Origin of the sequence: Chryseobacterium sp. BIGb0232 (genome assembly GCF_024810195.1) — a bacterium.
Classification (GTDB): domain Bacteria; phylum Bacteroidota; class Bacteroidia; order Flavobacteriales; family Weeksellaceae; genus Chryseobacterium; species Chryseobacterium pennae.
Map to the genome: position 1 here is coordinate 1 of NZ_JANUEH010000002.1, position 20416 is coordinate 20416.

Here is a 20416-nt window from a genome sequence, read left to right on the forward strand (position 1 = left end):
ATTAAAAGTGTATTGCTCTACCAGCTGAGCTACCGAGTCGGCCACTTACTTTTTCAAGTAAATATTTTTTAAGATAAAAACCACTGAAACAGCAGCTTTTTAGTTTGTGACCCGGCTGGGATTCGAACCCAGGACCCATACATTAAAAGTGTATTGCTCTACCAGCTGAGCTACCGAGTCGGCCACTTACTTTTTCAAGTAAATATTTTTTAAGATAAAAACCACTGAAACAGCAGTTTTTTTAGTTTGTGACCCGGCTGGGATTCGAACCCAGGACCCATACATTAAAAGTGTATTGCTCTACCAGCTGAGCTACCGAGTCGGTCACTTACTTTTTTAAGTAAATCCCTTTGTTTAAGGGACTGCAAAGATAGAAAAATCTCCTTTAAACCCAAGTTTTTTTTAGCTTTTTTATCATAAATTTTTACTCTAAATCAGCAAACATCTGTTTATAAATTAATTATGTAATTTATTTTATAAAAAAAAATACCCTGACATCGGATTGTTTAAATTTCACAGAATTTCTTTCTGAATCAAAATCTGTAAATATTCAAATAAAAGCCACTTCATTACTTTATTGCCGTTTGTTATTGTATTTCTTATAAAGATGTTCTATTTTTGGGCAAAGTGGCTACACAACGCTATTCTTATATTTATCTTTTCAATAAATAAATCATCTCAAAATCACAGTTTCTATTTTTATTTATGAAATTAATTACTCCCAAAAGATTATCCGATGGTGATAAAGTGGCAAGCATTTCTATGTCATGGGGTGCTGCCGGAGATTTACCACACCGATATTTAAAAGGTAAGGAACGATTGAATCAGATTTTCAATCTGGAAGTTACTGAAACTAAGCATTCCCTACAATCTGCCCAATGGATCTATAATAATCCGGAAGCCAGGGCAAATGATCTTATGGAAGCATTTTTGGATCCATCTGTAAAAGCTATTATTTCAAATATTGGCGGTGATGACAGTATCCGGATGCTGAAATATATTGACCTTGATATTATTAAAAACAATCCCAAGATATTTCTCGGCTTTTCCGACAGTACCATTACTCATTTTATATGCCTGAAAGCCGGTTTAAGTTCATTCTATGGGACTTCCCTACTGGTTGGTTTTGCAGAGAACGGAGCTATGCATGACTACCAGATCAATGATATCAGACGAACTCTGTTCTCTCCTGCTGTTATCGGACAGGTTCATCCAAATGATGAAGGCTGGACTACTGAATTCCTTGATTGGTTCGATATTTCCCTTCAGGATGTAAAAAGAAAATTAACTCCTTCCACCGGATGGCGATTTATCAGAGGAAATTCTATTGTACAGGGACCACTGATTGGCGGTTGTATGGAAGTACTGGAAATGCTTAAAGGAACAGACTATTGGCCAGATTCTGAAGTCTGGAAAGACTCTATCCTGTTTTTTGAAACATCAGAAGGCAAACCAAACCCTGATTATATCAGATACTGGCTCCGAAATTACGCAGTAACGGGAATTCTGAAAAATGCCAAAGGAATTATTTTCGGACGGCCTTATGACAACCTCTATACTGAAGAATATGAAACTGAGCTGTTGAAAGTTCTGGACGAAGAAGGCTTAGATGCTCTTCCGGTGATTACACAGATGGATTTTGGGCATACCTGCCCTACTTTCACCATTCCTTATGGAAAATTAGCAGAAATCAACTGTATTGATCAGACATTTTCTATCCTGGAAAACGGGGTTCTATAAAGTTTGACATTATATAAAACAGTTTCGGCGGGCCAAAGGCCCGCCGAAACCTTACCCATCATATCATTTTAATTTCGATAATTTTTAAATTCTTGTACAGATTACGCAGATCTATAATCTTTATGAATACCTATAATTTGTGAATATATCAGTGTTCAAATTCCCGTTGCTGGTACTCAAAAAGCGTCACGATGGTATCTGCCAGCTCTTTCCCGTGATGTTTTTCAACCAGATATAGGGCTGCATCTATTCCTGCCGTTATTCCTGCAGTAGTAATCAGCTGTTCCTGATCTACAAACCGGACATTTCTTTTCACAATACTCTTCGGATTATATTGTTCCAAAGTATCCAGCAGCATAGAATGGGTGGTAATTTCATGCTGATCCAATATCCCGGTTTTAGATAAAAGCATACTTCCTGTACAAACTGAGAAAATAATAGTTCCTTTACGATACTGATCTTTTATCCAGCTCATTACAGTATTCTGAAAATCATCATCCTGCAGGTATTCCATCACATAATCAGGATTAGCTCCCGGAATTACGATCATATCAGGCTGCAAAACGGTCTGTACATCATATGACGGAATCACAGCCATAGTATTTCCTTCCATATGAATGGCATCTCTGGTTTTTCCTACAGTATAGCAGTTATAGCTTCCGGCAGATATTACATTTGCCTTAATAAAGACATCCAACGGACCATTCAGATCCAGCGCTTCTACCTGATCGTAAATCAAAAATGCTATATTCATTGTCCCATTCTGTTGTTTCTGATTCATAATTATATTTTAAAGATTAATATTTTTTAAGACGTAGATTTCCTTGTTGATAATCAATTATCAACCTTGTGGAATACAAAAAAGTAAAGAGAGTTAACCTGTTCCTTTACAGGATTTCCGGTATTGTGCTGGAGAAATGGAAATGTATTTAAAAAATAACCGCCGGAGGGAGACTACATTTCCGAAACCACATTTTGCAGCAATCATTTCGATACTCATCTCTGTATATTCCAGCATATCCTTTGCCTGATCCAGCCTCATCTTTTCAAGAAACTTACCGGGAGTGACTCCTGACTCCCTCAAAAAGACCCTGGAAAAATTACGGACACTCATATGTACAGATTCAGCCATAAATTCTATGCTGATGGACTGGCCTAATTTATCTTTAAGCAAATCTCTGATACCCTTTGTGAAAGGAGATAACATTTCATAATCGGAAATAGCATTTCCAAACTGGGATTGTGCTCCTGACCTTTTTAAATGCAACACCAGATGTTTGGCGACTTCTGAGGCTAGAGGCCTACCCCAATCCTCTTCCAAAAGGGCCAATGCCAGATCTATTCCGGAAGAAACACCTCCTGAAGTATATATTCCCCGGTCCCGGATAAAAAACGGATTGATATTTACTTCCAAATCAGGATAGGTCCGTTGCAGAATATCGGCATATTTCCAATGCGTAGTTACCTGCTTTCCGTTCAGCAACCCGGCTTTTGCTAAAATAAATGCTCCTGCACAAACTGATCCTAAACGTCTTACGCTTCCTATTGTATTCTGCAAATAAGTATAAAGATCGGGATTAACTTCATCTAGTGTTCTAAGATCAGTACCGGCAACCAGTAAGGTATCTATTGGAAAATCAATATCATAAATAGTACGACTGCAGGTTAAAGAGATTCCTGAACCTGAATATATTACCTTGTCTGAAGTCCCGGATATCAAATGAACCTGATACTGTAATCCAGCTTTGTCATCCGGCAAAAAGAGATTGGCTGATGTAAACACATCACAGGGACCTGCAACATCCAGCAGCTGAACCTTTGGTAAGATCAAAAGAACTATATTTTTTATTTTTCCCTGTTTTTCTGCATTTTCCATATCTCAATCTGTATCATGCAAATGTAATGACAATGTCAAATGGCTGCAATGACAAAAAACAGACATTTCCGGCCATTGTTCATTTTTTACTTTAATCAGAAAAAAGAGACTGCCTTTAAAGACAGTCTCAGCACTCTCACTATAAAATTAGCTAAACAAGCTATACTTTTAAAATCTAAAAAATTCTCCTGTACATTTCTTTCATCTTTTCAAACAATTCTGAAAAAGAAAACGAATTGTCAACAATACTTATAGAGGTGGAGATCCCTTTTAAGTCATATTTCGCACATGAGATTGCAAAAACATACACAATTTCAGAATTGTATTCATTTTCATGACAGCAGTAGACTTCATCAATATTAAAATCCGATCCGGAGATATCAGCTATTTCCTTAACAGGCTTCAGAGAACTGAGATATTCCATCAGTCCAAAATTGGCAGAATACCCGCTGTCTAAGAGCTCTGTAACGACTTCATTCACTAATCTGATTTCTTCCATTATTTTTCTTTTACTTATTCCCAGCTTCCCTGAATAGCAACTTCAAGACTATTACTTTTCACCTCCATATCAATAGGAAATGTAATCCTGTAATCGTCCATTTTCACAGTGCAACTTCCGATCAATCCTGAAATATCTCCCCAAAGTTCCACACGATAGGGTCTTGCATATAAATTCATATCCGACACATGCTCTGTTTTAAGAAGCAACGGTAAATGAAGGTTACTTTGAAAAGGCTCTGTTTCTGCCATAACACCTGAATTTTCATGATCTACAATCTTTATAAAAAGATGTTGCTCCGGTAACGACATATACTGTTCATATTCATTGATTCTTATTGTTTTAAGATGAAATATATTATCATCATTGCTGCATGATAAACAGAAAAAAAGTAAGGACAATATTGAAAGTATTTTGGCTATTTTCATAATAATGGGATGAATAGTTTACATTTTATGCAGGAGATAACCTGCGGGATTTTAAATAAAGAGCAGTACGGTTCAGGTATGGGAAAAGGATAATCAACAGTAATGTACCTGCTAAAAGCCATACCATCATTTCGTAATAATCCATAGCAAAACGGACATGTCCCTGAGCATTCATTCTTCCGACTAAAAGTTTATTAGATGCTTTTACAGCATGATCTTCAAGCATTCCTTTAGACATAAGTTTAGCAGTCTGTTTATGAAGAAAATCTTTCACAGAAGGATCTACGGCACTTAAATGATCCTGAAAAGCATTATAATGGCGGCTTTTTTCAAAAAGTTCAAAAAAGTTAATCAATGCAATGCTGGCGCAGAACCCGAAATAACGTATTGCCAGTGCTGTTGCAGCTGCAGAAGGTCCAATAGAAGCAGGAACCGATGAAATAATAAAAATAATAGTCGGGACCATGATCAATCCCACTCCCAATCCCTGAAGAAATAAAGGAATATAATAATTAAATTCATCCGCCTGAACATCAAAAGAATAATACATCAATACATGAAACAGAAGCAACATTAAAAAACCGGGCCCCCAGATATAGCGTATATTTCTTTTCTGCAGGACCATACAACAGGCAATGATAACGCCAAACACCAACCCTGAAAGGTTGAAAATATTAATATAGGAAATGTAAAACGGATCCAGGTGCAGCTCTGTAGCAAAAAAGCTGTTCGTAATTCCTGAAGCAAAACGACAAATGTACATGACAAAAAGAATCAGCAACCCTACTTTAAAATTTCTGTATCTGAAAACCCGAAGATCTATATAAGATCTTTTAATTGAACTCTGACGGAAAATTGAAATTACTGCCAATACAATGATTCCGATTACACTCCCCAGAATCCTGCGATCTTCCAGCCAATAATATTCCTGTCCGAAAATGGCTATATATCCTACCAGTACCAAAATTGCACTGAAAACCGCAAAACTCTGCCAATCCAGCTTATACAAATGAAACCTTACATTAGGTCTGTAATTCGTCATGGCCATAGTAAGGAAAATAAGACCCGGCAGATACGAAAAAATGGCAGTTTTATAAACTATATTAAAATTGTAAGAATCAATAAGATCTGCTGTAATCAGGTTATTAAACGGCAATGCACAGATCAGAATACCGAAGAACACGGAAAAACTTATTTCCCTTCCCCTTTCACTGTTTAATCGTGTAAAGATCAGGGTGAGTGAAAGGTTAACATTCCCGGCAAATAACATTCCCTGAATAAAACGGACAGGAAACAGTACATAGATCTCCCGGGTAAAATAACAGGTCAAACAAGCAACGATCTGCAAAGTTGTAAATAAAAGAAAATACTCTTTGGCAGCCAGAAAACTGAAAAATCTTCTTTCCAGGCTGTAAAACCCTACATAACCCGCATAGAACAACGCTACTGAAAATTGAATATCAGCAGGTTCACCACCATAATATCCTGCTGCTGCATTGATATTGGTAAGAGGTAAGAAAAATATGATGATTCCCGGTAAAGTCATGGAAAAAAGTATAATTTTTACCAGCCATTCCGGAGCCCATTTTTTAAAAAAGGGCATTTGTCTTTTAACCATTAGGAATGCTTTTTATTGGCATATACATTTACGTTCATTCCTACTTTCAGAACGTCAATTTCATTTCTTTTTCCATCCACTTTGATTCTGACAGGAATACGCTGAACAATTTTCACATAGTTTCCGGTAGAATTATCAGGTGGCAATAATGAAAAACTTGAACCTGTTGCTGGTGAAAGAGAAATAATAGTCCCTTGAAACTCCTTATCAGGATAGGAATCTGCAACGATCTTTACGTGATCTCCAATTTTCATATCCTTAATCTGGGTTTCTTTATAATTGGCAACCACCCATTTATCCGTTTCGTTATTAACGATGAATGCAAGCGTTTCTCCGGCATCAATCATTTGCCCTACTTCAACAGTTCTTCGTCCCATTCTTCCATCATATGAAGCGACTACTGCTGTATAGCTTACATCCAGCTTATGACGGTCCAGTAATGCTTCCAGTCTGGCAATTTCAGCCAAAACCACTGTTTTTTCAGCTTGAATATCATGTATTTTAGAAACAGATGCAGCATAATCATCCTGAGAAGATTTATAATCACTTTCGTTCACGTCCAATGTAGCTTTTACATCTTCCAGTCTCTGTTTAGTAGCAGATTCTTCATCATAAAGTTTCTTGTACCGGTTATAATCAAGCTGTTGTTTCCATACTTTCGCCTTATTGGCATCTATCTGGGCCTGTGCTGAGGCAGCTTCTTTTGACGTAGTGCTGGTATTACTTTCCAGAACTTTCAGCTGGGCACGTGCTTTCTGAAGGGCTGCCTGAGTTTGCTTTTGTTGAAGGACATATTCCCTGTTATCAATCAGTAAAAGGGTATCTCCTTTTTTAACTTCCTGGTTTTCCTCAAATTTTACGGCTACAATGAATCCGCCCGCTCTTGAAATAACTGGGTTTACATATTCCTGAATTTGAGCATCATTCGTCTGCTCATAGCGATAATAATTCTTAAGAGTAAAACCGCCCCAAACAGCAAGTGCAGCAACGATTAAAACTGAAATCCATCCTGTGATCTTTGTGATCAGCCTATCGGTGGGAGTATATTTCTTTTTCATTGTATTATAAAACGCCTGTAATATTTTGTAGTAAATAATAATTGTTCTGTGCCATGATCTTTGCTGCTTCAAGTTCAAATTTTGTCTGAAGAAGCTGTATATCGGCATCCAAAAGTTCTGTGATAAGAGAGGTTTGACTGAAATAGGTATTTTTAATAATCCGGGCATTCTCTTTGGCCTGAACAACGTTGGTTTCAGCAACCTTAATCTGTTCGAGAGCTTCCTGATACCTCAGATACGCTTCTTTTACCTGTTGCCTTACCTTATCTTCCGTATCCTTATGGGCCTCTTCTTCTTTTTCAAATTCTAGTTTGGCTGCTTTTACTTTATTGGTATTATGGTAAAGTGAGGATATTGAAAATGAAGCCTTAATACCAACAATTCCCAATGAATACCAATAAGGATTGTAGGGATAAAGGAAAATCTGCGGGTTGGCATAATAAAATTCACCGTACATCCCGATTTTGGGCCTTACATTGGCCTTTACCTGCTTCAGTTTAAGAATACTCAATTCCGTTTGCTGTTCTGAAACATGGTAATCAAATGAATGATCCAACGCCATTTTCAGATATTCTGCATAGGTTGTATTGGCATCCCATTGATTATAGGGTACTTCCGGAATAACTATCTGCTCATCTGGAACGCCTAAAATAATATTCAGTTTCTGCATGGCGATCAGAATATCATTTTCAATAGTCACCAAAGCCATTTTACGTTTGGAAAGTTCAAGCTCTATCCTTAAAACATCGCTTTTCAACACCACACCGTTTTTGTATAAAGACTTGATTTCTTTAAGCTGTATTTCCTGATCTTTGATATCCTGCTTAATAAGATCCCTGAAGATTAGTGTTTTCTGAAGTTCAAGATAAAGACTGGCTGTTTTGTAATGAATATCGGAAATGGATTGATCTTTTTGAATATTCTTAATCTTTTGAAGGGTCTGGTTCTCTTTGATCTTAAGATTGAGTTTATTTCCGTTGTAAATGTTCAGATAAAAATCGGCCCCCACTTTGTAAAGAGTGTGGATGACCTCATGTTGGGTAGGTTTGGAAAAAATTCCGTTTTCATAGATGGGGATGTTGGAAGCTTTTTCAGCAGATCCTTTGACCTGTATTTCCGGAAGTCGCTCTCGTTTGGTGTCTTTTACTTCAGCTTCAGCAATGTCTACATTGATGGTGTTGATTTTAATATGACGGCTGTTTTCTTCAGCTCTTTGCCATGCGTCTCTCAGGGAGATCCGTATGGTATCATTTCGTGGACTGCCTGTCTGAGCCGATATTGTATAGGAAACTCCTAGCATCAGCAGTCCGGTGACATAAATTTTCATTTGAATTTTTCGAATTATTGCACTGCAAATTTATTGGCAATCCGCAAATTTTATTTATCTAAAATAGTCAACTTTTACATGATTCCGGCCAAATGATTATATTTGCATTTTCAACAGTATTTTAGTTTTGATATGGGATTAATTGCAGCGCTTCCGGACATCGACAGACATGATAAAAGTGTATTTGTCATGCACGAAAAATCAGAAAAACTGATTCCTTTTCATAAACATACCAAAGGACAGTTAAGTTATGTAGAAGGTGGTATTGCTTATATTACGATTGACAACCGGACATATGTGGTACCCGCCAGACATTTTTTTTGGATCCCGGAGGGCATGGAACATATTTTAGAAGTCGGGCATACCGCTACCGTTCTTCGTTCACTTTATTTTTATGCTCATGATGATATTTCAGATCCGTTTTATGGAAAACTGGGAATTTATCCGGCATCAGAACTTTTGATCCAGATGATTAAATACACAGAAATGTGGGACGAAAAACACGTCACCTATAAAGATGAAAATTTTGAGTTTCTGGTGGCTTTAAAAAAGATCTTACCTAAAACCCATAAGCAGCCCCTCCCTATTATTCTTCCTGCCACTCACAACAAACAGATGATGAAAATAGTCTCTTATCTTGAATGGAATATGGGAGAAAAACTGACACTTACCAATGTAAGCACCAGGTTCGGGCTGAGTGAACGCTCTATGTCCCGGCTGTTTAAAGCTGATATGGATATCTCCTTTCTTCAGTACCTGAAAACATTAAGAATCATCAAAGCTATTGAGCTCCTTTTGAATACAGACAAACCCATTAATGAAATTGCAGATGATGTCGGCTATAGCTCGATCAGCGCCTTCAGTGATACGTTTCATGAATTTACACAATCCAGACCATCTGATCTTCGGAAAAGCAGTAAGGCATTTTGATGTATTTGTTTTTGTCATTAGGAGGTGACGGGTCAAGTAAATAATTTGAGACCCCTCCAGAGAAATAGAATATACGATCTTTCAATTGATATCTCAGTAAAATTTAATATTTCAGAGAATATAAGGGGAACTCCCAATTAGTTGGCAATTATTTAAAATAACTAAAGTGATCAAAATCTTTCACTTATTCATCCATTAATTCGTGTTTGAATGATCTTTATCAAGTCCCTTAAAAATAAAAGATAATTTTGTCTTTTATTCAAGATAAGTTCATACATTTGTCCTATAAAAATCAGATACAATGTTTTCCAAAACCTGCGAATATGCATTAAGAGCATTAATTTACATTGCCCAGCAGTCTAAAAATGACAGCAGGGTCGGGATTAAGGATATTGCGAAAAACATTCATTCTCCGGAACACTTTATTGCAAAAATCCTTCAGGATCTGAGCAGAAAAGGTTTTGTACAATCGGCAAAAGGGCCAAACGGAGGTTTTTATATGGATCCTAAAAATCTGAATATAAGTATTGCTGATATTGTAAAGGAAATAGACGGTGATAAATTATTTACGGGTTGTGGACTAGGTCTTGATCAATGTTCAGAAACCCACCCATGTCCACTTCATGAACAGTTCAAAAGTATCAGGCAGGATCTTCGCATCATGCTTGAAACATCTAAAATACAAATGTTTGTGGATAATCTGGATTTAGAATTAACCTACCTCAAAACTTAAAAAAAATTACCATAATAAAAGATAAAAAGATCTTAATATATTAATAACAACAATAAAACTCAATTTAACAGGCGTTCATACTGATTATATGATTGTTACAACTTAAAACCTCATCCAATGAAAACAGCTGCTATTGAAAAAATGTCTGCCCATTGGCTATTAGCTAAAATCGGTAAAAAAGTTTTGCGGCCAGGCGGCTTAGTCCTGACTCAGAAAATGTTGAAAATGCTGGATATCAATTCTCATGACCGAATCGTAGAGTTTGCCCCGGGCATTGGTTTTACAGCAAAGCTCACTTTGAAGAAAAATCCGGAATCCTATACAGGAATTGATGCAGAGCAAGAAGCTGTTGATCTTTTGAAAAAGAATTTTATAAATACAGCAGCTCAATTTAAGTTGGGGAATGCAGCACATTCAGATCTAGCCGAACAATCTGCAAATAAAGTATATGGTGAAGCTATGCTGAGTATGCACAGTGACCACAGGAAATCGGAAATTATCAGGGAAGCTTCCAGAATTTTGGTACCAAAGGGCTATTATGCTATCCATGAATTAGCTCTGGCACCTGATAGTCTGGATGAAAATGTGAAATTACAGATTCAGAAAGAACTGGCTTTAAGCCTAAAGGTAAATACCCGCCCATTAACAGTTTCCGAATGGACACAATTACTGGAAAAAGAAGGTTTTCAGATTTTAAAAACGGAAACAGCTCCTATGCACCTTCTGGAACTGCAAAGAATCATCAGTGATGAAGGTCTTTCCGGATTCCTAAAAATTGCCGGAAATATCATCATACAGCCCAAAATACGTTCCCGGATTCTACAAATGAGAAGGGTCTTTAAAAAGCATAATAACTGCCTTTGTGCGGTAGCCATTCTTGCCCAGAAAAAATAATAATAAATAATACTCATTATGAAAACATTTTTTTTTAATACCGTAATAATCCTGGCTTTATCTCCCATCCTGCTATCTTGTTCAAAACCTGAAACAACTCCTATTCCACAGGCAGATCCATATTCTAGCCAACAGCCTGCTCAGCCTGTAGAAACACCTCCCGTTCCTGTAGCAACCAGCGCAAACTCCATAGATGAAGGGTTGAAATTAATTGAAGGTACAGACTGCCTTACCTGTCATAAAACTGATGCAAAACTGATAGGTCCATCCTATCAGGAGGTGGCTGCAAAATATACCGAAACAGATATCGATATGCTGGCAAATAAAATTATTGAAGGCGGGAAAGGAAACTGGGGAGACATTCCAATGGCCCCTCATAACGGAATGAGTAAAAACAATGCAAAACTGATGGTAAAATACATTTTATCATTAAAAAAATAAGAACAATTTAAATCAATAAAACGCCCCATAATATGAATACAAAAACAGATTTTATCGGAAATATTGTAGCGGAAGACTTCAGAACAGCTGCTATTTTTAAAAGATACGGAATTGATTTCTGCTGTAAAGGAGGAAGAACCATTGAGGAAGCCTGCCAGAATAAAAAACTGAATCCGGAAAAAATTTATGAAGAACTGGATACACTTCCGAAAAATAATGATACCACCATAGACTTCAGCAGTTGGCCTCTGGATCTTCTGACAGATTATATTGAAAAGTCTCACCACCGTTATGTGGAGGAAAAAACTCCTGTTTTACAAACTTTTCTTGATAAACTATGTAAAGTACATGGCGACAGACATCCTGAATTATTTGAGGTTAATACTTTGTTTCGTGAATCAGCCCATGATCTGGCTGCTCATATGAAAAAAGAAGAACTCATTCTCTTTCCGTTTGTAAGAAATATGGTCAAGGCTAAAATATCCGGTGGAGATCTTACAAGACCTGGATTCGGGACTGTAGAAAACCCGGTGAACATGATGCAGCATGAGCATAGTGTTGAAGGAGACCGTTTCAGAAAGATCGCTGAAATTACCAATGAATTTTTTCCTCCTGCTGATGCCTGCAATACTTATAAAGTAGCATTTGCCATGCTTCAGGAATTTGAAAATGATCTTCACAAACATATCCACCTGGAAAATAATATCCTTTTTCCAAAAGCTATCCAACTGGAAAAACAGTTTTCCGAATAATTGTTTTCAGCTGGAGGCCGGAAGAAGGAGGCTGGAAATTGCTGTTATACGGAGAAAACCACTAAAAGTGATTTTTGAATAGAAAAATCATAATACTTCAATACAGTTGGCTCCGTTAAAATTGAAAAACTAAAAGGACTTTCCTCTTCCAGCCTCCTTCCTATCCATTCACTCCAATCATCTCCTTTAATATTGTATATTTAAACTATGATTCCCGAAGACCTTTTAAAGCAATATGGCAGCATAAGCAAAGATTATAAATGTGGTGATTTCATCTACGAAGAAGGGATGAAAAGTGCCTTCTATTTTCAGATTGTTTCCGGAAAGGTAAAACTGAATAATTTCAGCGAAGACGGCAGGGAATTTATCCAGAATATTTTTGAAGCTCCTCAGTCCTTTGGTGAGGCTTTTCTTTTCATCAATGGGATTTATCCTACAAATGCCATAGCTTTAACGGATTGTACCATCTGCCAGCTTACTTCCAAAAACTTTTTTGAGATATTGAAAGAACATCCACAATATTCACTGAAGATCAACGAAAATCTTTCACGGCGACTTCATTATAAAATGATCATGTCCCAGCATATTTTTTCAAAAGACCCTGCGATCAGGCTTAAAGTATTAATGGATTATTTTAAGCAAACTCACTGCACAGAAGAAACTGAAACAGAATACATTATTCCTTTAACGCGTCAACAAATGGCTGATCTTACAGGTTTACGGGTTGAAACTGTGATCCGGACCATTAAAGCGATGGAAAAAGAACATCTCCTTAACATAATAAACAGACAAATTTACTATTAAATTAAGAATCTGATTGTGATTGAGATCATAACAGTAAAATTTGTATTCATTGTAATTTTAGGAAACAGAATTTCTTAAAACTTATGCAATGGACGAGTTTCTCAATGAACCAGGCTTACAAATTACCATTATTCTTATTTCGCTGCCTATCATCTTCGCTCTCATTCTGATTTTGATAAAAGTGAACAGAATGATTTCCAACACTCTTAAAAAAAGGGAACTGAAAAGGATTTACAAACATCTGGAAAGTTTACCTCCACAAGAAATTACCGCTTTAGAAGAACGTAAAAAAGAACTTGAATTTCAGCTTTCCGGGAATGAGCTCAGTCTGAATAAAAATGTAAAAGACCCACGTGGCCTGGTAGATCAGGCTAATGAAATTCATGACATCCGGTTTCTTCAGAGCAAAAGAAAAGAAGGCGGAAAAATTGCGGTTCCTGAGGATGAAAAAAAGCTCATTCTCTGGTTTCTGGGATGTGCTGTTTTCTGGCTTTTCATGGGAACTACGGTGGGAGAATATCTGGGAATAAAATTTGTAGCGCCAGACTCGGATCATCTCAGCTGGCTGAGTTTCGGAAGGCTGCGTCCTGTTCATACCAATATGGTTTTCTGGGGCTGGGCTTCTATGGCTATGCTTGGTTTTTCTTATTATGTAGTTCCCAGAGTTGGAAATACCAAAGTTTTCAACCTGAAGATCGGGTACTGGTCTTTAATACTGATGAACTCTGCCGTATTTCTCGGAAGCGTCTGCCTGATGGCAGGGATTAACAACAGTGGTGGTGAATACCGGGAATATATCTGGCCTGTTATGATGCTTTTTGCCATAGGAATTATGATCAGCATTTATAATCATTTCAAAACCATCGAATTCAGGAAAACGGAAGACATCTATGTTTCCAACTGGTATGTGGTTTCTGCTATGATGTATGTAGTGGTCATCCTTTTTGTCGCCTATCTCCCATTATGGCAGGATGGCCTCGGAGAAACGATAACACAGGGCTACTTTATGCATCAGGGGGTTGGCATGTGGTTCATGTTTTTCAATCTGGGACTAATGTATTATTTTCTGCCACAGGAACTTAACAGCCCGGTATATTCATACAGCCTGAGTATTCTGGCATTCTGGACACAGATTTTATTTTATACCCTGATCGGAACCCATCATTTTATTTTCAGTGCTATTCCATGGTGGATGCAGACAGTGGCTATTGTAGCCAGTGTAGGAATGGTGATTCCTGTAGCTGCAGGAAGTGTTAACTTTATGATGACCATACGCGGATCATGGCACAGGTTAAAGCTCAGCTATGTATTGCCTTTTTATGTGGTTTCTGTAATTTTTTACTTTACCGGGTCAATGCAGGGAACGGCTGAAGCGTTCAGAACAACTAATCTTTTGTGGCATTTCACAGATTTTACAGTCGCTCACTCCCATCTGACCATGTACGGAATCATTACTTTTATGCTATGGTCTTTTACTTATACACTCGTTCCGAGACTTACCTCTCATGAGCCACCAAGCCTCACAGTAGGACTCCATTTCTGGATGGCATTGATCGGAGTGCTGGTATATACTATTTCCCTGATGATTGGTTCCACCGAAAAAGGCATACTCTGGATGGATAAGAAGCCTTTTCTTGAAGGTGTGATAAAAATGTTCCCTTTCTGGTTATGGCGAGCTATCGGAGGAACCATGATGTGGATATCACATATCATTTTTGCCTATAACTTTTACAGGATGATCTGCCCACGGAAAGAAATCAGAATTCCGGAAACCCCTTCAGAAATTTTAGATATCATACATACCCAACAAAATAAAGCATTATAATGGACTTCTTTAATGACCATAAGAAACTTTTTTCTTCAGCACTGGCGTTTTTCCTTTTTCTGACACTGATTATATGCATCTTTCCTGCTCTGAACAACCAGAAAGTATATCAGCCTTTGCAGGGAAGTAAAGCACTCACAGAAGAAGAAAGCCGCGGAAAAGCAATCTATATTCGTGAAGGTTGTGTGGCATGCCATACCCAACAGGTCCGTAATGTGGATATGGATCAGGTATTCGGAAACCGCCCAAGTCTGGCAGTAGATTACGCGAGAAACAAAAGGCTGAATCTATTTCAGAATACAGCTACCCTGATGGGGACCGAAAGAACGGGTCCAGATCTTACCAATATTGGCGTACGGCAATCCAGCAAAGACTGGCAGTATTCTCACCTTTTCAATCCAAGGTCAGTCGTTCCACAATCCATAATGCCTTCATATCAATGGCTGTTTCTCATCAAAGAACAATTAGATCCCGGAGATAAGGAGATCAGTCTTCCCGATGCTTTTAAAAGGAAAATTAAGGGTAAGGTAGTTCCGTCAAAAGATGCAAGTGATCTGGTGGCTTATCTGCTTAGCCTTAAACAGACAGAGCTTCCTAAAAGTATTCCGACAAGGGAGTTCCTGTACAAAAAAGAAGAGAAAAAAACTAATGGAACTGCCGGAGGTGATAATCTCCCGGATGGAGAAGCATTATTTGCAGCCAACTGTGCCACCTGTCATCAGGCTACCGGAGAAGGTGTTCCCGGAGCATTTCCTCCATTGAAAGGTGATAAAGTAGTTTTAGGTGATAACCTGGAGCTGTATGTTACCATTATTATGAAAGGATATAATGGTTTAGCCCCTCAATTCGGAGAAATGCCACCTGTAGGAACCAATGCCAATTTCAAACCTGAAGATGTGGCAGCCCTTATCAATCACGAAAGAACAAGCTGGGGGAACAACGGTAAGAAAGTTACTGTTGAAGAAGTAAAAACAATCATGGATAAAATAAAATGATATGAAAAAGATACATTATATAATACTGCCAATACTGATATTATGGACAAACTATTTTCAGGCCTGTGATGCCTGTAAACTACAACAGCCTAAAATCACAAGAAATTTCACCCACGGCCCGGGTCCTGAATCCGGCTGGGATTGGTTCATCGTGGGTGGAATGGCCTTGTTTACACTGGTTACCCTATTTTATTCGCTGAAGTTTCTGATCAAACCAGGCGAAAAGAATAAGAAGCATATCAAAAATAATGTCCTTAATTTTTAAATCTGAAATAAATGGGAAAGCACAATGCCACCGTTTTTCTTTATATAGATGAAGAACCTGACCCGATTGCTGAACTTCAGACTCCTATCGTTTTTAATCTGGATACAACCAAGCTTACAGATGGAGAACATACTTTAAAGATAATCAGCAAGTTTGGAAATAAAGAAGGATTAAAAATTATTCATTTCAATGTCCGGAACGGTCCTATTATTCACCTGGAAGGGCTTTCTGACCAGGAAACTGTAAATGGTGTTCTTCCTTTAATGCTTAATGCCTATGATACAGGAAAGAACCAGAGCTTTATTATCAAAGGAAGTGAAAATCCACGTACCATACCGGTTTGGGTATGGATCATTGCGCTTGTTTTTGCAGCATGGGGAGCATTTTATCTGGTTACCAATTTCAGTTTATAGTTATCATTATATTGTTTGTTCGTTTATTTTTTTTACTTATCTGAAATACGGGTAAGATAGAGGCTGTCTCAAAAGTAAAAAACAATACTTTTGAAACAGCCTCTTTATTAAAAGACCATTAAGCAGACAGGATTCAGAATCGTATAAGGTAAAATCAAAAGATTTTAAAACGAAACTATAAAAACAAAATCCTTATTCTGAAAGTCCTGTCTGATCTTAATGATTATTATTGTGTAGCTTTAATGATTGCTGTAGTGATCTGCTCTTCCTTCTTCTTTGCATAAGTAGAATCAAAAGGTTCCATTACATTGAATAAATACTGATAAAAAGGAGCTATCTGCTGAACTTTTTCAGATTCCTTCGCTGCTTTTTCTTTATCCATCTGCTGGAGTCTGCTGATAAAAATATTGAACTTTTTATCTATTGGTTCCACGGATTTTAGAAGATAAGCCTGAGCCTTTTCATTCTGTCCCAGTTTTCTGTATGCTTCCGTTACTGCAGAAACAACAAGACTATATTCCATGGGCTTAGATCTCATCTGTCTTCTGGCTGCAGCCCGGAATTTAGGAGAAAGTCCCAAATAATAGTCATATTCAGAAAATATATCTTTCTTAAGATTTTTAGCCAATTGAAGTCCTTTTTCTTCCTGGCCTGCAACAATATAAGCCGTAACAATAGAACTTAATGAACGGGGATCATTGTATTTTTCAGCAGGAATTTCCTTCGTTACAAAGTCCAGCAACTCTGAAGCTTTTGCTTTCTCACCAACCGCAATCAATGCAGAAACTGCCCTGCTCACGGACATTCTATAGCTCATAATATCAGATATTCCCGTATCATCATAATGGATGCTAAGATCCTTAAAGTTGCCCCATTTGTAATTTTTCACCACGTTATACAACGAATGAGCATCTACCCTGCCTTTGTCGCCATCAGGACTTTGAGGAGTATGGATAGGAACAAGCTTATAACTAAAGCCGTCAAACTGAAGATAATCATCAAGGTAAAAGATGTTTTCACTGTCATACATTCCTCCTGATGAGAAGCTGATTGGGCGTTTCCAATCAAAATTTGCAAGTATATCCAGCATAATGAGATGACTTTTATAAAGAGTATTCGCTTCATAATTAATAGGAATCTGATCCACAGTATCCGCAAGATCAGACGGACTAATGATACCAGACTTTACAGCATTGTCTTTATTCACCGGAAGAATGAATTTATTGACCGGGATAATATTATATCTTTCATATTCTTTCTCCCCGAAATACATTTTCAGGAGCTCGTCTTTTGCAGGAGATTTATATTTCAGAAACCCGATAGCCTCTTTTACCGTCATTGAATCCTGAGTCAGGAATTTCCTAAATTCCTGAAATTCTGTATCGGGCGCTCCCTGTTCTTTTAACATGGTAAATATCCCTTCCCAGTCTTCTTTTTTCATCAGGTATACCTGGTCATTTACCCCATCCCGGTAATCTTCATGTTTTAATTCACCCGGAATTCCCATTGCATTGTAGGTTCTTCTTTTTACCTGATCAATATTCCATGGAGTGGCCAGCATGGTAAAATTTACGGTTTTCACATCATCCCTGAACCTTTCCGTTTCCTGAAGGCCCCAAACCGGATAAGTATCATTATCAGCATAGCAGAAAACAATCCCGTTTTTAGGCAGTGATGCCAGAAAGGAATGGGCAGAATCATAAGCAGCCGATTTCTTGCTGCGGTCGTGTGGAACATAGTTCTGGAAGCCCATCATGAAAGGAATTCCCAACAGGATTACTCCAAGTACAATATTGGCTGTATTAGATTTTATTTTGGACTGAATAAACCAAAGAATACTTCCAGCACCCAGTCCGATCCAGATCGCAAAAGCATAAAACGAACCTACCATTGCATAGTCTCTTTCTCTTGGTTCAAAAGGTTTCACACCTGTATAAAAAACAATTCCAATACTGGTAATAACAAACAGTGAAAGAATCGCATAGAATCTTCCAAAATCTCTGTTCAGCTGGAAAAAGAAACCAATTAGCCCCAATATAAGTGGCAGAAAAAAGAATCTTACAGTACTTTCATTGTTAAACTTAGCCGGCATATTATCCTGACTGCCCAATAAAGCATTATCTATAAAAGAGAATCCTGAAATCCAGTTCCCATGGGTATTTTCCAAATGTCCCTGTAAATCATTCTGTCTTCCCACGAAATTCCACATTAGATATCTTACAAAATAATACCCGTTCTGAAAGGAGATAAAATAATCCATATTCTGGGCAAAAGAAGGCTTTTGTACATTGATAAGATCATAAGGTTTTACTTTCATATAATCTTCTACTGTAATAGAATCATCTTCATATTTTGCCCTTAGTTCATTAAAGATCTGCTTAGCCTGCGGATTGTCTGCCACATCTTCATTACCATCGTTGAATGTAAAATCCGGAGCTCCGTACATTGAAATATAATTAGCCATCACTTCTTTGTCCTCACTGAACATTCTTGGCATAAAGCTTATATGGGCTTTATTATAGACATAGCTAAACCTCTCACCTGTTTTCCTGTAAGACTTTGTTTTTTCGTCCTTTTCATAAGTATCTCCGGTTATTTTCCTTTTGTAACTTCCATCTTCATTCTTTTCCAACCCTTTTCTGTCAAGGGCGGCTGTATAATTCTGCCCATAAATTGTTGGCCAGTCTCCATACTGCTCTCTGTTGTAGTAATCCTTCATTCCGATAGCCGTATCAGGACTATTAAGGTTCATTGGCGGATTGGCATTTGCCCTGATCGGAATAACCATCCAGCACGAAAAGCCTATTATCATATACACCACAGATAAAACAATGGTCTGATAGATGTTTCTTTTTGCTTTCCCCGCATATTTAATCATCAAATAACAAATGGCTGCCATCAAAATAAAAGCGACAACAGTTCCGGAATGGAAAGGAAGTCCTAAACCGTTCACAAAGAAAATTTCCAATTGTCCGAACATTGTCATAATCAATGGGAAAATAATTTTAAAAACAAATGCAAGCACACCAAGTGTTATCAGATTAGCACAGATAAAACTCTTCCAGCTAAATGTATATTTTCTGGCATAATACACCAGACAAACGGCTGGAATAGCCAGCATACACATCATGTGTACTCCCACCGAAAGCCCGAGAATAAAGAAAATAAGAATAATCCATCTTTCACTGTCAGCAGCTTTATATTCGTTTTCCCATTTCGTAATCAACCAGACCACAAGGGCAATAAATAAAGAAGCCATTGAATATACTTCTCCTTCTACCGCCGAAAACCAAAATGTATCTGAAAATGTAAAACACAGAGCTCCAATAGCACCTGCAAACAGAATTGAAATCTCCTGGTGCCTGGTAATGTCTTCAAAATCTTTATTTAAAAGCCTTCTTAAAAAATGCGTAATGGTCCAGAAAAGGAACAAAATCGTCAATGCACTGAAAAGTGCTGACATTGCATTGATTACTATTGAATAATTTTCAGTATTTCCCAAGGCAAAAATTCCGGCTACAGCTCCTGCAATCTGAAATAAGGCCGCACCCGGAGCATGGGTCACTTCAAGCTTAGTCGCTGAAGAAATATATTCCCCGCAGTCCCAGAAACTCAGAAAATGCTCCATCGTAGAGAAATAAGTAATTAATGCAATAACGAAAAGGAACCATCCCAGTACGGTGTTCCATTTTTTAAAAGTCCAGTGTTTCATATCATATTTTCCAATATTAATATGACAACTGATGGTAAAGAGACATTACATCAACCTGTGATTTTTTTTAATAAAATTATGAATCAGACTGGAAACGAGACGTTTT

19 protein-coding genes and 2 tRNA genes are annotated in these 20416 nt (G+C 37.6%); 11 read left to right on the forward strand and 10 right to left on the reverse strand.

What is annotated here, in order from left to right; translation table 11 throughout:
- Positions 1 to 107: 107 nt before the first annotated feature.
- Together M2372_RS06215 and M2372_RS06220 are read right to left on the reverse strand one after the other, a co-directional pair.
- Positions 108 to 180: transfer RNA gene (locus tag M2372_RS06215), tRNA-Lys, on the reverse strand.
- A 69-nt stretch (positions 181 to 249) separates the two neighbouring features.
- Positions 250 to 322, reverse strand: a tRNA-Lys gene (locus tag M2372_RS06220).
- A 383-nt stretch (positions 323 to 705) separates the two neighbouring features.
- On the opposite strand from M2372_RS06220, the gene M2372_RS06225 reads away from it, so the two are divergent.
- The gene (locus M2372_RS06225; protein ID WP_123319568.1) at positions 706 to 1740 is read left to right on the forward strand and encodes a S66 peptidase family protein; all 1035 of its coding nucleotides are present in this window, start codon (positions 706 to 708) and stop codon (positions 1738 to 1740) included.
- A gap of 148 nt (positions 1741 to 1888) precedes the next feature.
- On the opposite strand, the gene M2372_RS06230 is transcribed toward M2372_RS06225, so the two are convergent.
- The 7 genes from M2372_RS06230 to M2372_RS06260 form a co-directional block, all read right to left on the reverse strand.
- Positions 1889 to 2521, reverse strand: coding sequence for a DJ-1/PfpI family protein (locus tag M2372_RS06230; RefSeq protein WP_123319569.1), 633 nt, complete (start codon positions 2519 to 2521; stop codon positions 1889 to 1891).
- A 93-nt stretch (positions 2522 to 2614) separates the two neighbouring features.
- Positions 2615 to 3616, reverse strand: a complete 1002-nt coding sequence (locus M2372_RS06235) for a GlxA family transcriptional regulator (RefSeq protein WP_123319570.1) — start codon at positions 3614 to 3616, stop codon at positions 2615 to 2617.
- A 175-nt stretch (positions 3617 to 3791) separates the two neighbouring features.
- Positions 3792 to 4115, reverse strand: a complete 324-nt coding sequence (locus M2372_RS06240; protein WP_123319571.1) for a hypothetical protein — start codon at positions 4113 to 4115, stop codon at positions 3792 to 3794.
- 14 nt (positions 4116 to 4129) lie between these two features.
- On the reverse strand, positions 4130 to 4543 hold the full coding sequence (locus M2372_RS06245; RefSeq protein ID WP_123319572.1) for a hypothetical protein: 414 nt from the start codon (positions 4541 to 4543) through the stop codon (positions 4130 to 4132).
- A 25-nt stretch (positions 4544 to 4568) separates the two neighbouring features.
- Positions 4569 to 6161, reverse strand: a complete 1593-nt coding sequence (locus tag M2372_RS06250; protein ID WP_123319573.1) for a beta-carotene 15,15'-monooxygenase — start codon at positions 6159 to 6161, stop codon at positions 4569 to 4571.
- The gene (locus M2372_RS06255) at positions 6161 to 7219 is read right to left on the reverse strand and encodes an HlyD family secretion protein (protein ID WP_123319574.1); all 1059 of its coding nucleotides are present in this window, start codon (positions 7217 to 7219) and stop codon (positions 6161 to 6163) included. Before M2372_RS06255 ends, M2372_RS06250 begins: the two co-directional genes overlap by 1 nt.
- A gap of 4 nt (positions 7220 to 7223) precedes the next feature.
- Positions 7224 to 8546, reverse strand: coding sequence for a TolC family protein (locus M2372_RS06260; RefSeq protein WP_123319575.1), 1323 nt, complete (start codon positions 8544 to 8546; stop codon positions 7224 to 7226).
- 132 nt (positions 8547 to 8678) lie between these two features.
- Between M2372_RS06260 and M2372_RS06265 the strand changes: the two genes are divergently transcribed.
- The 10 genes from M2372_RS06265 (at position 8679) to M2372_RS06310 (ending at position 16598) form a co-directional block, all read left to right on the forward strand.
- A complete protein-coding gene (locus M2372_RS06265) occupies positions 8679 to 9476 on the forward strand; it encodes an AraC family transcriptional regulator (protein ID WP_123319576.1) in 798 nt (265 codons plus the stop codon).
- Positions 9477 to 9777: 301 nt separating this feature from the next.
- Positions 9778 to 10209, forward strand: coding sequence for an Rrf2 family transcriptional regulator (locus M2372_RS06270; RefSeq protein WP_123319577.1), 432 nt, complete (start codon positions 9778 to 9780; stop codon positions 10207 to 10209).
- Between the two features lie 117 nt (positions 10210 to 10326).
- The gene (locus tag M2372_RS06275; RefSeq protein WP_123319578.1) at positions 10327 to 11103 is read left to right on the forward strand and encodes a class I SAM-dependent methyltransferase; all 777 of its coding nucleotides are present in this window, start codon (positions 10327 to 10329) and stop codon (positions 11101 to 11103) included.
- Between the two features lie 18 nt (positions 11104 to 11121).
- The gene (locus M2372_RS06280; RefSeq protein WP_123319579.1) at positions 11122 to 11544 is read left to right on the forward strand and encodes a c-type cytochrome; all 423 of its coding nucleotides are present in this window, start codon (positions 11122 to 11124) and stop codon (positions 11542 to 11544) included.
- A gap of 32 nt (positions 11545 to 11576) precedes the next feature.
- The gene (ric, locus tag M2372_RS06285) at positions 11577 to 12296 is read left to right on the forward strand and encodes an iron-sulfur cluster repair di-iron protein (protein WP_123319580.1); all 720 of its coding nucleotides are present in this window, start codon (positions 11577 to 11579) and stop codon (positions 12294 to 12296) included.
- Positions 12297 to 12503: 207 nt separating this feature from the next.
- Positions 12504 to 13100, forward strand: coding sequence for a Crp/Fnr family transcriptional regulator (locus M2372_RS06290; protein WP_123319581.1), 597 nt, complete (start codon positions 12504 to 12506; stop codon positions 13098 to 13100).
- An 88-nt stretch (positions 13101 to 13188) separates the two neighbouring features.
- Positions 13189 to 14925, forward strand: a complete 1737-nt coding sequence (locus M2372_RS06295) for a cbb3-type cytochrome c oxidase subunit I (RefSeq protein ID WP_123319582.1) — start codon at positions 13189 to 13191, stop codon at positions 14923 to 14925.
- Entirely contained in the window at positions 14925 to 15920 is a 996-nt protein-coding gene (locus M2372_RS06300) for a cbb3-type cytochrome c oxidase subunit II (protein WP_123319583.1), read from the forward strand. Before M2372_RS06295 ends, M2372_RS06300 begins: the two co-directional genes overlap by 1 nt.
- A 1-nt stretch (position 15921) precedes the next feature.
- The gene (locus M2372_RS06305) at positions 15922 to 16185 is read left to right on the forward strand and encodes a hypothetical protein (protein ID WP_123319584.1); all 264 of its coding nucleotides are present in this window, start codon (positions 15922 to 15924) and stop codon (positions 16183 to 16185) included.
- Positions 16186 to 16196: 11 nt separating this feature from the next.
- Complete coding sequence (locus M2372_RS06310; RefSeq protein WP_115972376.1) at positions 16197 to 16598, forward strand: cytochrome C; 402 nt, start codon at positions 16197 to 16199, stop codon at positions 16596 to 16598.
- Between the two features lie 226 nt (positions 16599 to 16824).
- On the opposite strand, the gene M2372_RS06315 is transcribed toward M2372_RS06310, so the two are convergent.
- Positions 16825 to 20310 (reverse strand): DUF2723 domain-containing protein, encoded by a 3486-nt coding sequence (locus tag M2372_RS06315; protein ID WP_123319585.1) that lies wholly within the window; start codon positions 20308 to 20310, stop codon positions 16825 to 16827.
- Positions 20311 to 20416: the final 106 nt, after the last annotated feature.